8 protein-coding genes and 1 pseudogene are annotated in these 11,477 nt (G+C 59.7%); 7 read left to right on the plus strand and 2 right to left on the minus strand.

Annotated features, from left to right (window positions below; all coding sequences use genetic code 11):
- From D8U70_RS27775 to mnmH, 4 genes and pseudogenes are all read left to right on the plus strand, one after another.
- Nucleotides 1-1,227, plus strand: a pseudogene (locus D8U70_RS27775) (hypothetical protein); the annotation flags it as partial.
- On the plus strand, nucleotides 1,217-2,326 hold the full coding sequence (locus tag D8U70_RS20675) for a hypothetical protein (protein WP_130929620.1): 1,110 nt from the start codon (nucleotides 1,217-1,219) through the stop codon (nucleotides 2,324-2,326). The pseudogene D8U70_RS27775 and the gene D8U70_RS20675, both read left to right, overlap by 11 nt.
- A 172-nt stretch (nucleotides 2,327-2,498) precedes the next feature.
- Nucleotides 2,499-3,533, plus strand: a complete 1,035-nt coding sequence (gene selD / locus D8U70_RS20680) for a selenide, water dikinase SelD (RefSeq protein ID WP_130929621.1) — start codon at nucleotides 2,499-2,501, stop codon at nucleotides 3,531-3,533.
- On the plus strand, nucleotides 3,533-4,636 hold the full coding sequence (gene mnmH, locus D8U70_RS20685; RefSeq protein WP_130929622.1) for a tRNA 2-selenouridine(34) synthase MnmH: 1,104 nt from the start codon (nucleotides 3,533-3,535) through the stop codon (nucleotides 4,634-4,636). Before selD ends, mnmH begins: the two co-directional genes overlap by 1 nt.
- A gap of 109 nt (nucleotides 4,637-4,745) precedes the next feature.
- On the opposite strand, the gene D8U70_RS20690 is transcribed toward mnmH, so the two are convergent.
- Nucleotides 4,746-5,420: a hypothetical protein gene (locus D8U70_RS20690; RefSeq protein WP_041477219.1), complete on the minus strand. Its 675-nt coding sequence runs from the start codon at nucleotides 5,418-5,420 to the stop codon at nucleotides 4,746-4,748.
- Between the two features lie 283 nt (nucleotides 5,421-5,703).
- Here D8U70_RS20690 and D8U70_RS20695 point away from each other — a divergent pair, with 283 nt between their 5' ends.
- Both D8U70_RS20695 and hemB read left to right on the plus strand, forming a co-directional pair.
- Nucleotides 5,704-6,402, plus strand: a complete 699-nt coding sequence (locus tag D8U70_RS20695) for a glutathione binding-like protein (protein WP_073471373.1) — start codon at nucleotides 5,704-5,706, stop codon at nucleotides 6,400-6,402.
- Between the two features lie 251 nt (nucleotides 6,403-6,653).
- Nucleotides 6,654-7,628 carry a porphobilinogen synthase gene (gene hemB, locus D8U70_RS20700; protein WP_016775388.1) on the plus strand — a complete coding sequence of 325 codons (975 nt, stop codon included), beginning with the start codon at nucleotides 6,654-6,656 and terminating at the stop codon, nucleotides 7,626-7,628.
- Between the two features lie 122 nt (nucleotides 7,629-7,750).
- Here the strand turns inward: hemB and D8U70_RS20705 are convergent, their stop codons facing one another.
- Nucleotides 7,751-9,955, minus strand: a complete 2,205-nt coding sequence (locus D8U70_RS20705; RefSeq protein ID WP_130929623.1) for a TonB-dependent siderophore receptor — start codon at nucleotides 9,953-9,955, stop codon at nucleotides 7,751-7,753.
- Between the two features lie 294 nt (nucleotides 9,956-10,249).
- Here D8U70_RS20705 and D8U70_RS20710 point away from each other — a divergent pair, with 294 nt between their 5' ends.
- Entirely contained in the window at nucleotides 10,250-11,332 is a 1,083-nt protein-coding gene (locus tag D8U70_RS20710; RefSeq protein ID WP_130929624.1) for a DUF1615 domain-containing protein, read from the plus strand.
- Nucleotides 11,333-11,477 lie beyond the last annotated feature (145 nt).

Consider the following 11,477-nt stretch of genomic DNA (forward strand, 5'->3'; position numbering starts at 1 on the left):
GTGTTGGGGCAGGTGGTGAATTTGGTGGGGGCTTATCGAGAGGTGATGAAGCAGACGAGGGACAGGAAGAAACGGGCGGATTTTTTTGCTGCCATTATCGCGACAGGCGCAGCCGGATTTACCGCCGCGCAAGGGCTTGCCGATACAGCGCTCAAGGCTCGAAGCGCGAGTCTTATTGCCGGTATGCAGGTTGAGGCGCTGCAACAGGTTCATGTGCAGATGGGAAAGTTGCATGTTGGGTTGGGCATGTTTACCTATCTTTTGAGTTTGAGAACTTCCTTAACCACCTTCAGAATCAAAGATCGAAAGTGGCAAGACGCGGTTCGAAGTGGTACTCAATCTGAGCAAAGAGCAGCTGCGATGGCGACCTCGGGCGCGGCAGGCATGATTGCGACTAGTGGCTACGGGTTTGGTAATACAGTATCTGCCTCCATTAAAATTTTAACTGCACCGAACCGTTCGGCGCGAGCAACTGCTTGGGCCGCCGCTGGCACACGTCTTTCTACTGTATTTTTTCGATTCAATTTGGCTGGTGCGTTGTTCACGGTGCTAGAGTTCGCCGGGACATGGCTGTTCAATCGGTACAATCTCTCTGCACACGACAAGTGGTTGAAAATCACGCCCTGGAGCCGTGATGAAGAGATGCGCGGTGACCACTCCCTGGATGACTATCAAAATTATCTGGCATTTTTGATACACGCTCCCTACGCCCAATCAGGACCTGATCCCAGTGACACCTGGCTGAAGACTTTATTATTTGGCGCCAAACCCAGTGATATTCATTTGGTTCTGCCGAGGCTGGCGCTAAATGATCTTCTCCCACCGTTAAACGGTAAACCGAGTCAACGCTTGGGAATCGGTGCCCATCGACTTGTCGCACCGCTGCATGGTCGCGGTGTGCCGCAAGTGCGCAAGGAAGTCATCAGTGACGAGATATTGAGCAGTCTGCGAATCGTGAAGTCATCACCAGATGGTTTGGTGCTTTGTCTTCAGTACCCAATCCGTCCCGATTCTGACTATACGCCTGCAAAGGAAACGCTCGAACTTGCCATATGTATCCAGACCGTCAATGGCAAAGGCGAGTCGGAGTCACGAACTCGTGTGATTCATATCGCCCCCCGGGATACCGGCCATTTTGCTGTAGTGGTTCCGGGTTCGGTCAAGGAGAACCCTCCGGTTCTACTGGTAGAAACTCACTATCTCGAATGGGCTGACCATGCTGAATAATCGCAGTAATCCTCTTTCCAGTTCGGAATATGAGGGGATTAAAAAAGCGGGCGATATTGAGCCGTTCCCAAGCGGGAAAATTACCTATCTATCACCTTTGCCATTGCCAGCACCTATACCACCTTATGGGCCTCACATCGGGGAATTGAACCAAGGTTACATGGACTTTGGTCTCGGATTGCCAGAGGCATTTACATGGCAGTTGATTCTCGGCGGGACGACCGCAGGAACTTTTATGGTTCTCGTTTTATTTCCTTTGTTCACGGGCTTGCTAGGGATTCTTTTTGGCTATGGAAACGAGGCGATTTGGGAATCAATGGTTGGAATATTCGAAGTGGGGTTGGAAAATGAATTATTTTGCGGTCCCTTGATCTTGCTCATCGGTATTGGTGTCTGGCATCACCACCACAAAAAACGTCTCTCCCTCATCCCAACCCGCTTCAACCGCCAACGCCGCGAAGTCTGCTTCATGCCCGAAGGCGCCACCGAACCAGTTTTCGTTCCATGGGAATCGCTTTCCGCGTGGATCATCGAAGCCAAGGGCGCCACCCAATTCGGCATCCACCGCCAATACGGCATGGGCATCGGTTTCTACCAAGGTGAAACCCTCATAAGCCAGGAATTCCAATGCGCCGGCCTGGAGCTCGCGATCAGTCATTGGGAAGCGATTCGCGGTTACATGGAGTACGAAGTCAACGACCTCAAATCGATTCAGGATTTGCAAGACCTTCAAGGCCCAGACGACCCACCCCACGAAGGCCTGCACACCTTTCGCAATGCCCGCGCGCGAATGCATCAGCAGATCCGTGAAGGCCGGCGCTCGCGGCTGTCGGGGTTCTTTTGGTACCTGTATCACGTCATGACTTTATGGACGATTCCAAACCGTTTGGTCGAATGGGAAGTACGGCGTCTGGAAAGGATCGGCAAACAGGCGCTGCCGGAAGTCATGCGCGCCTGGTCCGAGCCGCTGCCTAAAGAGCAATGGGCCAAGCCCAGTGAAGAGTTGTTGCGACTGAGTGAACAAGTGCGGCGGATGCACAAGCGCCAGCCGCATCGGCCGATTACGCAGATTTTCGCTGAGGTTTGCAGGCGGGGCTGACTGGACGGTGCAGGCAGGTTCGATTGCCTTCGCGAGCGGGCTCGCTCCCACAGGAGACCACGCTACAAATGTGGGAGCGAGCCTGCTCGCGAAGGGGCTGCTCGGTCAGCACAAAAATCTGCGCTCTCGCGCTCTGCTAGAATCCGCCCCATTCATTACCAGAGACTCTCCCATGAGCGAGCCGATTCGTCTGACCCAATACAGCCATGGCGCCGGTTGTGGCTGCAAGATTTCCCCGCAGGTGCTGGAAGTGATCCTCGCCGGCAGCGGCGCACAGAACCTTGATCCAAAACTCTGGGTCGGCAACGCATCGCGCGATGACGCGGCGGTGTATGCGATCGATGCCGAGCGCGGGGTGGTGTCGACCACCGATTTCTTCATGCCGATTGTCGATGACCCGTTCGATTTCGGCCGCATCGCCGCGACCAATGCGATCAGCGACATCTACGCGATGGGTGGCGATCCGTTGATGGCGATTGCAATTCTCGGCTGGCCGGTGAATGTGCTGGCGCCGGAAGTGGCACGGGAAGTGATTCGTGGCGGTCGCTCGGTGTGCGACGCGGCGGGCATCCCGTTGGCGGGCGGGCATTCGATCGATGCGCCGGAGCCGATCTTCGGCCTCGCCGTCACCGGGCTTGTGCAAAAGCGCCACATGAAACGCAACGACACCGCTACCGCCGGTTGCCTGTTGTACCTGACCAAACCGTTGGGCATCGGCATCCTCACCACCGCCGAAAAGAAGGGCAAGTTGCGCGCCGCCGACGTCGGTGTCGCCCGCGACTGGATGTGCACCCTGAACAAGCCTGGCAGCCGTTTCGGCAAACTCGCCGGCGTCACCGCGATGACTGACGTCACCGGTTTCGGCCTGCTCGGGCATCTGGTGGAAATGGCCGATGGCAGCCAGTTGACCGCGCGCATCGCCTACGACCGCGTGCCGCGTCTGGACAGCGTCGAGTACTACCTCGATCAGGGCTGCGTGCCGGGCGGTACGCTGCGCAACTTCGACAGCTATTCGAGCAAGGTTGGCCGCGTGCAGGAGTTGCACAAACGCGTGCTGTGCGATCCGCAGACCAGCGGCGGTCTGCTGATTGCGGTCACGCCTGAAGGCAATGACGAGTTCCTCGGCGTTGCCGCCGAACTGGGCCTGAACCTTGCGCCGATCGGCGAACTGGTTGAGCGACAGACGAACGCGGTCGAGGTGATTTGATGCTCCGCGACTGCACCGACTACCGCGACATTTTCCTCAACGACCGGCCAATGATGGATGCCCGCGCGCCGGTCGAGTTTCACAAAGGCGCGTTCCCCGGCGTGGTCAATCTGCCGCTGATGAATGATCTGGAACGGCAGAAGATCGGCACCTGCTACAAGCAGCATGGCCAGCAGGCGGCGATCGAGCTGGGCCATCAAATGGTGTCCGGCGCAGTCAAGGCCGAGCGCATCCAGGCCTGGGCCGACTTCGCCCGGGCTCATCCCGATGGTTATCTGTACTGTTTTCGCGGCGGTCTGCGCTCGCAGATCACCCAGCAGTGGCTGCGCGACGAGGCGGGCATCGATTATCCGCGCGTCGGCGGCGGCTACAAGGCGATGCGCAGTTTTTTGATCGACACCCTTGAGCAGGCCATCGCGCAGTGCGATTTCGTTTTGCTCGGCGGCATGACCGGCACCGGCAAGACCGAAGTGCTGGTGCAGTTGCGCAACGGTGTGGATCTGGAAGGCCACGCCAACCATCGCGGCTCCAGTTTCGGCAAACGTGCCACCGGGCAGCCGTCGAACATCGATTTCGAGAATCGCCTGGCCATCGACTTCCTGAAGAAACGCGATGCCGGGATCGAGCAGTTTGTGCTCGAAGACGAGAGCCGTGTGGTCGGCAGTTGCGCCCTGCCGTTGCCGCTGTATCAGGGCATGCAGCAGTACCCGATGGTCTGGCTGGAGGATCGTTTCGAGGATCGCGTCGAACGGATCCTGCGTGATTACGTCATCGATCTGTCGGCGGAGTTCGCCTCGGTGCACGGTGAAAACGGTTTTGCCTTGTTCTCCGAACGTCTGCTGGAAAGCCTAAACAACGTACAGAAACGCCTCGGCGGTGAGCGCCATTCGCGGATGCTGGTGTTGATGGAGCAGGCGCTGGCCGAGCAGGGCCGCAGCGGCGCGGTGGAGCTGCATCGCGGCTGGATCGAGGGTTTGCTGCGTGAGTATTACGACCCGATGTATGTCTTCCAGCGCGAGAAGAAGGGCGGGCGGATCGAGTTTGCCGGAGAGCGGGGGGCGGTGATCGAGTATGTGCGTGCGAGGGTGAATCAGAAGGCTTGAGGCGCAAGCCACTGGCCTCTTCGCGAGCAGGCTCGCTCCCCCAGTTGAAATGCGTTCCCCTGTGGGAGCGAGCCTGCTCGCGAAGACGCAAGGTCAGGCGCTACAAAAATCAGGTTGGGCAGGTGTCCTTGCCGTTATCCAGTCCCTGTTTGTAGATGTGGCTCTGCAAACTGGCCTTGCCGTTGTGCCACTTCAGGGTCAGCACATACAGCGAATCGAAGTCATCGCCGGCCCAGTCATCGGTGATCTTCTGCCGCTCGCCCACTGCGTTGCCGGCGACCTTGTTGATCAGATCCGGCAGATAACCGTGAGACCAGGCGGTGTAGATCGTCGAGTTGTGGTACTTCTCGTCCAGCAGCTCGCGGGCCAGATCGCTGGTGTCGTTGGCGGAGAACTCGATGTTCACCGGCAGGCCGAGCTTGATCGCGGCCGGGCTGATGGTCATCAGCGGACGAATGTAGCTGTAGGAATTATCCAGTTCGCCTTCCTCGACGTTGCGCGTCGGGTTGGCGGCGAACACGTAATCGGCCTTGCCGAATTTTTCCGGCAGCAGCGTCGACAGGTCGATGGCGCGGTTCAGGCCCTGGCAATTGAGCTGACCGAGGCCGCCTTCGGGTTTTTCCGCATGGCGCAGGAACACCAGCGTCTGCGTGCCGTCCGCCGGTTGAGCACGGCTTTCACTGGATTCGAGGGACAGAAAAAGCGCGCTGACTGCCAGCAGGGAGGGCAGGGCCACGTACGCGCGATGTTTGAAACGTTTGGCGAAACTCATCAGGTTCGTCATCAATTCGAGGGTTCTTCAGCAAAATCGGTTAAGGCTGACAAACCTTGGCACCGCGGGCTCCCAGCACCGGGTGTTTCCCTGTCATAAACAGCTTCCTCTGCGAGAAAGGCATAGCTCAGAGTCCTGTAATGCCCGTTTGGTTCGATCCGGGCCAGTGCGCAGCACTCTAACGGCAACCGTTGCGGGCATGCAGGCAGGTTAGCGACAGGATGTTACGGTTCGTGTAGGCGCAGCGGCAGGCCTACTTTATGATCGGTTTTCAATTTGTGACTGGATGCTTCCAATGACCGATCTGTCTGCATTCCCGATTACTCAGAAATGGCCGGCGCAGTACCCGGACTGGATTCAGCTCTACTCCCTGCCGACTCCCAACGGCGTCAAAGTGTCGATCATGCTCGAAGAGATCGGCCTGCCCTATGAGCCGCACCGCGTCGGTTTCGACACCAACGACCAGACCTCGGCGGAATTTCTCTCGCTGAACCCGAACAACAAGATCCCGGCGATCCTCGACCCGCATGGCCCTGAAGATAAACCCCTGCCGTTGTTCGAATCCGGCGCCATCCTGATTTATCTGGCCGACAAAAGCGGCCAGTTGCTCGCTCAGGAAGGCGCGCTGCGCTACGAGACCATCCAGTGGCTGATGTGGCAGATGGGCGGCGTTGGCCCGATGTTCGGCCAGCTCGGCTTCTTCAACAAATTCGCCGGCAAGGATTACGAGGACAAGCGTCCGCGCGATCGTTATGTCGAGGAGAGCAAACGCCTGCTGAACGTGCTCAACACCCGCCTCGAAGGCCGCGACTGGATCATGGGCGAGCGCTACACCATCGCCGACATCGCCACGTTCCCGTGGGTGCGCAATCTGCTTGGCTTCTATGAGGCCGGGGATCTGGTCGGTATTCAAAGTTTCCCCAATGTCACACGGGTGCTGGAGCGGTTTCTGGCTCGCCCGGCGGTTATTCGTGGCCTGACCATCCCGTCCTGACCCGACACAGTCGCCTCTGTGGGAGCGAGCCTGCTCGCGAAAGCGTCGTATCAGACACCATTTTCGTGTCTGATCCAGCGCATTCGCGAGCAGGCTCGCTCTCACAGGGGGAAATGCGCGATCAGCAGCAGGATTATTACAAGCCCGGTAACGCTCTCTTGATTGATCCAGGTTTGTCCCGCACCCGCCGCAAGGCATAAGCTTCGCCCCCTACGACTTTCGTCTCATCCGCTGTTTTCAGGAAAGGCCCCATGTCCAGTCAGTTCCCCGAAGCACGTCCCCGCCGTCTGCGCCGCAATGCGAGCCTGCGCAGTCTGTTCCAGGAAACCGAGTTCAGCCTGAACGATCTGGTCCTGCCGATCTTCGTCGAGGAAGACATCGACGACTTCGTGCCGATCACCAGCATGCCCGGCGTGCAGCGCATTCCCGAGCGCAAACTGGCCAGCGAAATCGAGCGCTATGCCCGTGCCGGCATCAAGTCGGTGATGACTTTTGGCGTGTCCCATCATCTCGATGCCAACGGTAGTGACACTTGGCGCGAAGACGGTCTGGTCTCGCGCATGTCGCGCATTGCCAAGGACGCCGTGCCGGAAATGATCGTGATGTCCGACACCTGCTTCTGCGAGTACACCGATCACGGCCATTGCGGCGTGATGCACAACCACGAAGTCGACAACGACCAGACCCTGATCAACCTCGGCAAACAAGCCGTGGCCGCCGCCCGCGCCGGGGCTGACGTGATCGCACCGTCGGCAGCAATGGACGGCCAGGTGCGCGCGATTCGCCAGGCGCTCGACGCCGCCGGCTTCACGCAGATTCCGATCATGGCCTACTCGACCAAATTCGCTTCGGCACTGTACGGCCCGTTCCGCGAGGCTGGCGGCAGTGCGCTCAAGGGCGATCGCAAAAGCTATCAGATGAACCCGATGAACCGCCGCGAAGCCCTGCGCGAATCGCTGCTCGATGAACAGGAAGGCGCCGATGCGCTGATGGTCAAACCGGCCGGCGCTTACCTCGACATCATCCGCGACATCCGCCAGGCCTCGAACCTGCCTCTGGCGGCGTATCAGGTCAGCGGCGAATACGCGATGATCAAGTTCGGCGCCCAGGCCGGCGCGATCGATGAGGATCGCGTGGTCCGCGAAAGCCTTGGCGCGATCAAGCGTGCCGGGGCGGATCTGATCTTCACTTACTTTGCGATGGATCTGGCACTCGCCGGGATCTAAGCCGCACCTCGTACCCCTGTGGGAGCGAGCCTGCTCGCGAAGAGGCCGGATCAAGCACCACAAAAACCAGAAAGGCCCCGCAACCGTGAAGCTGGGGGGCCTTTTTTATGACGCGATGACGCTTAGAAGTCGATCGTCCCCGACAACTTCGCCACTCGCGGTTCGCCCTGGGTCAGGTAGCCGCCCTGAGCCGATTCCCAGTACTTTTTGTTCGCCAGGTTCTCAACACCGAACCGCACGGTCACATCCTTCTCCGACACCTTGAACGCATAGCGCGCGCCGGCATCGAAGCGGTTCCAGGTTGGCAGGCTGAGGTTGTTCGCCGCGTCGGCGTATTGCCCGCCGGTGCGCAGCATCCGCGCATTCAGCGCGACGCCTTGCAGACCCGGCACGTCCCAATCCACGCCAGCGTTGAACTGGAAGGTCGGCACGCCGATGGCGTGGTTACCGTCGTTGGCGCCGTTGAGTGTGTTTTTCAGTTCGGTGTCCATCAGGGTCAGGCCGCTGATCAGGCGCAGGCCGTCGATCGGCTCGCCGAAGACGTTCATCTCCACGCCTTTGTTGATCTGCTCGCCTTCGCGCACGTAGGTGCAAGTGGTAGCGCTGTTGATTTCGCAGTAGCCGTCGCTCGGCTGTTCGATGCGATAAACCCCAAGACTTGCGCCATAGGTGCCCATGTCGACCTTAACGCCCAGCTCGGTCTGCTTGGAGCGCTTCGGTGCGTAAACCTCGTTGCCGTTGGTGACGCGGAAACCGCCGGAGCTGGTCGGCGAAGTCGGCCCTTGGGCCAGGCCTTCGATATGGTTGGCGTAGAACGACACATGCTCCCACGGCTTGAACACGATGCCGTACACCGGAGTGGTGATCGACTCGTCGTAGCTCGACGAACGCGGGCCGCTGCCGTAGCTGGCGTAGCTGTAACCCTGCACCACCAGTTGCTGACGACGCAGACCGGCGGTGACCAGCAGGCGATCATCGAAGAACCCGAGGGTGTCGGAAATCGCCACGCTGCGGTTGAAGGTCTTGCCGACGATGCCCGGATCGTTGAGATCGCCACCGGCGAAGTTGCCTACCGGCGCTGGGGTAGTGATCGGGTGATAGATGTTGTTCGAGTAGCGGGTCAGGTCGAAGTCATAGGCACTGCGCTGCTCGGCCCAGATCCCGGTCAGGCCGAAATTCAGCTTGTGGCTGACCGGGCCAGTGTTGAATTTGCCGTTGAGGCCGGCCATGACGCTGGTGTTGTCCTCGTCATGCGGGACGAACGAGCCGGTGGTGAACGAGGCGCCGCTGTTGCCAACCAGCGTGGTCGAGTTGTACCGGCCGACTTCACGGGTGTGCTTGGCGCCACCGGCGGCGTAGGCGGTCCAGTTGTCGTTGAGGTCGTACTCGGCGCGGAGCATGCCGAAGGTGTCTTCGATGTCGGTGTAACCCCATTTCGGCGCGTAGTTGGTGTCCGCCGATGGCGCGTCCGGGATGTGCGTGGCGGTGCCGAGGTTGACCGAGCTGCGGCCGCCGTTGACGCGTTCCTTCTGATAGGCAAAGTCACCGGACACCCGCAGCGCATCGCCGCGATAATCCAGGCCGATGGCGAACAGTTTCGAGCGCTGGTTCTCGTGATCGATACCGGTGTCGCCTTCGCGCTGCGACAGGTTGACCCGCGCGCCGAAGCGGTTGTCTTCACCGAAACGCTGGCCGATGTCGAAGTGATGACCGATGCGGCCTTCGCTGTTGATATCGGTGGTGTAACGGCGCAGCGGCACGTCGCCCGCGCGTTTGGGTTGCAGGTTGACGCCGCCGCCGATGCCGGAACCGGTCGGGGTTACGCCGTTGATGAAAGCGTTGGGGCCTTTGAACACTTCCACGCGCTCCAGCGCATCGGTGGAAATGATCTGCCGGGGCAATACGCCGTACAGGCCGTTATAGGAAATATCATCGCCATTGAGCGGCAGGCCGCGAATCATGAAGACCTGCGCCTGGTTGGAGAAGCCCGAGGCTTGGCGCACCGAGGAATCGTTGAGCAGTACATCGGCGACGTTTTCCGCCTGCTGATCCTGGATCAGTTGCTCGGTGTAGGACGCCGCGCTGAACGGCACGTCCATCATGTCCTGATTGCCGAGCACGCCCAACTGGCCGCCGCGCGCGACCTGACCGCCAGCGTAGACCGGGGGCAGGGCGTTGGGTGCAGGGGCTTGGGCATTGACGTTGACGTCGTCGAGCACCAGTTCTTTGCTGTTGTCTTCAGCAGCGTGAGCGGTGACGGTCAGGGAGCACAGCAGGGCGAGCAAAGTCGGGCGAAATGGAGCGCCGAGTCGAGCTGAAGCGGGCATGTCGGATACCTGGAGGCGAACGGCCAATGAAAAAATAAGGGCGGCGCGGAACTCCTTGCGCTAATGCGACTCCAGGCACGAATGATAGGGTTTCGCAGTAACGTTTTGCAATCAGTTTGTCATCAGCGTGTAGGAGCTGCCGAAGGCTGCGATCTTTTGATCTTGATCTTGATCTTGATCTTGATCTTGATCTTGATCTGATCTGCAAAAAGCAAGATCAAAAGATCGCAGCCTGCGGCAGCTCCTACGGGGGTTGTGTATGGTGTTGTGGCTAATTTGATTGGATGGAGCAACATGCGATTACTCATTACTCTCGGCGCCGTGCTGCTGCTCGCCGGTTGCGCCAGCCAGCGCAGCAACGAACCGGCGCCGCGTCCGCCGGCCGAAGTGAAGGCTGAAATTGTTCGGCTGTTGCCGGCGAAAACTGCCGACCGTCAGGGCTGGGCCACGGACATCTACGCCGCGTTCGCCGCACAGGGCATCAACACCACCACGCAGAATCTGTGTTCGGTACTGGCCGTGGCCGAGCAGGAATCGACGTTCCAGGCCGACCCGACGGTGCCCGGCCTGGGCAAGATCGCCCGCGACGAAATCGACCGCCGCGCCGCCAAGGTGCACATCCCCAGCCTGCTGGTCAGCGGCGCTCTGCAAGTGCGCTCGCCCAACGGCAAGAGCTACAGCGAACGTCTGAATGCGGCGCGCAGTGAGAAAGAGCTGAGCGCGATTTTCGATGACTTCATCGGCATGGTGCCGATGGGCCGCACGCTGTTCGGCGGCTTCAACCCGGTGCACACCGGCGGGCCGATGCAGGTCAGCATCGAATTCGCCGAGGAGCACGCCAAGGATTACCCGTACCCGGTGGACGGCACGATTCGTCGTGAAGTGTTCAGCCGGCGCGGCGGCATGTATTTCGGCATCGCCCATTTGCTCGGCTATCCGGTGAATTACCGTGAGCCGTTGTATCGTTTCGCCGATTTCAACGCCGGCTGGTACGCCAGTCGCAATGCCGCGTTTCAGAATGCGGTGAGCCGCGCGTCCGGCATCCCCCTGACCCTGGACGGCGACTTGATTCGCTACGACTCGATCATGCCCGGCAGTACCGAACTGGCGGTGCGCACCCTCGGCAAGTCGCTGGGCATGCGCAACCCGACGATTCGCGATCAACTGGAGAAAGGCAAAACCCTGGAATTCGAAGAGACCAAACTCTATCAGCGCGTGTTCGAACTGGCGGAGCGGGCCGAAGGCAAGGCGTTACCGCGCGCGGTATTGCCGGGGATTGTGCTGCAGAGTCCGAAGATCACCCGCAAACTCACCACAGCCTGGTTCGCCAAGCGCGTGGACGAGCGCTACAAGCGCTGCATGGCCAAGGCCGGATAAAACACGCAGACATAAAAAACCCGGCTGCGGGAGCCGGGTTTCTCTGCGGTGTTGCGCTTGCAGTCATGCATCAGGCAACACGGCGTTCGATCAGACGATCCGAACCACCTTCAGCAACGCGGCGTTCGATCAGACGATCCGAACC

This window comes from Pseudomonas sp. Sample_20 (assembly GCF_004307585.1).
Classification (GTDB): domain Bacteria; phylum Pseudomonadota; class Gammaproteobacteria; order Pseudomonadales; family Pseudomonadaceae; genus Aquipseudomonas; species Aquipseudomonas atacamensis.

Bases quoted from the DNA above. Each gene is read 5' to 3' on its own strand.
- D8U70_RS20675 (WP_130929620.1), top strand. From the start codon at position 1,217: ATGCTGAATAATCGCAGTAATCCTCTTTCCAGTTCGGAATATGAGGGG.
- selD (WP_130929621.1), top strand. From the start codon at position 2,499: ATGAGCGAGCCGATTCGTCTGACCCAATACAGCCATGGCGCCGGTTGT.
- mnmH (WP_130929622.1), top strand. From the start codon at position 3,533: ATGCTCCGCGACTGCACCGACTACCGCGACATTTTCCTCAACGACCGG.
- D8U70_RS20690 (WP_041477219.1), bottom strand. From the start codon at position 5,420: ATGACGAACCTGATGAGTTTCGCCAAACGTTTCAAACATCGCGCGTAC.
- D8U70_RS20695 (WP_073471373.1), top strand. From the start codon at position 5,704: ATGACCGATCTGTCTGCATTCCCGATTACTCAGAAATGGCCGGCGCAG.
- hemB (WP_016775388.1), top strand. From the start codon at position 6,654: ATGTCCAGTCAGTTCCCCGAAGCACGTCCCCGCCGTCTGCGCCGCAAT.
- D8U70_RS20705 (WP_130929623.1), bottom strand. From the start codon at position 9,955: ATGCCCGCTTCAGCTCGACTCGGCGCTCCATTTCGCCCGACTTTGCTC.
- D8U70_RS20710 (WP_130929624.1), top strand. From the start codon at position 10,250: ATGCGATTACTCATTACTCTCGGCGCCGTGCTGCTGCTCGCCGGTTGC.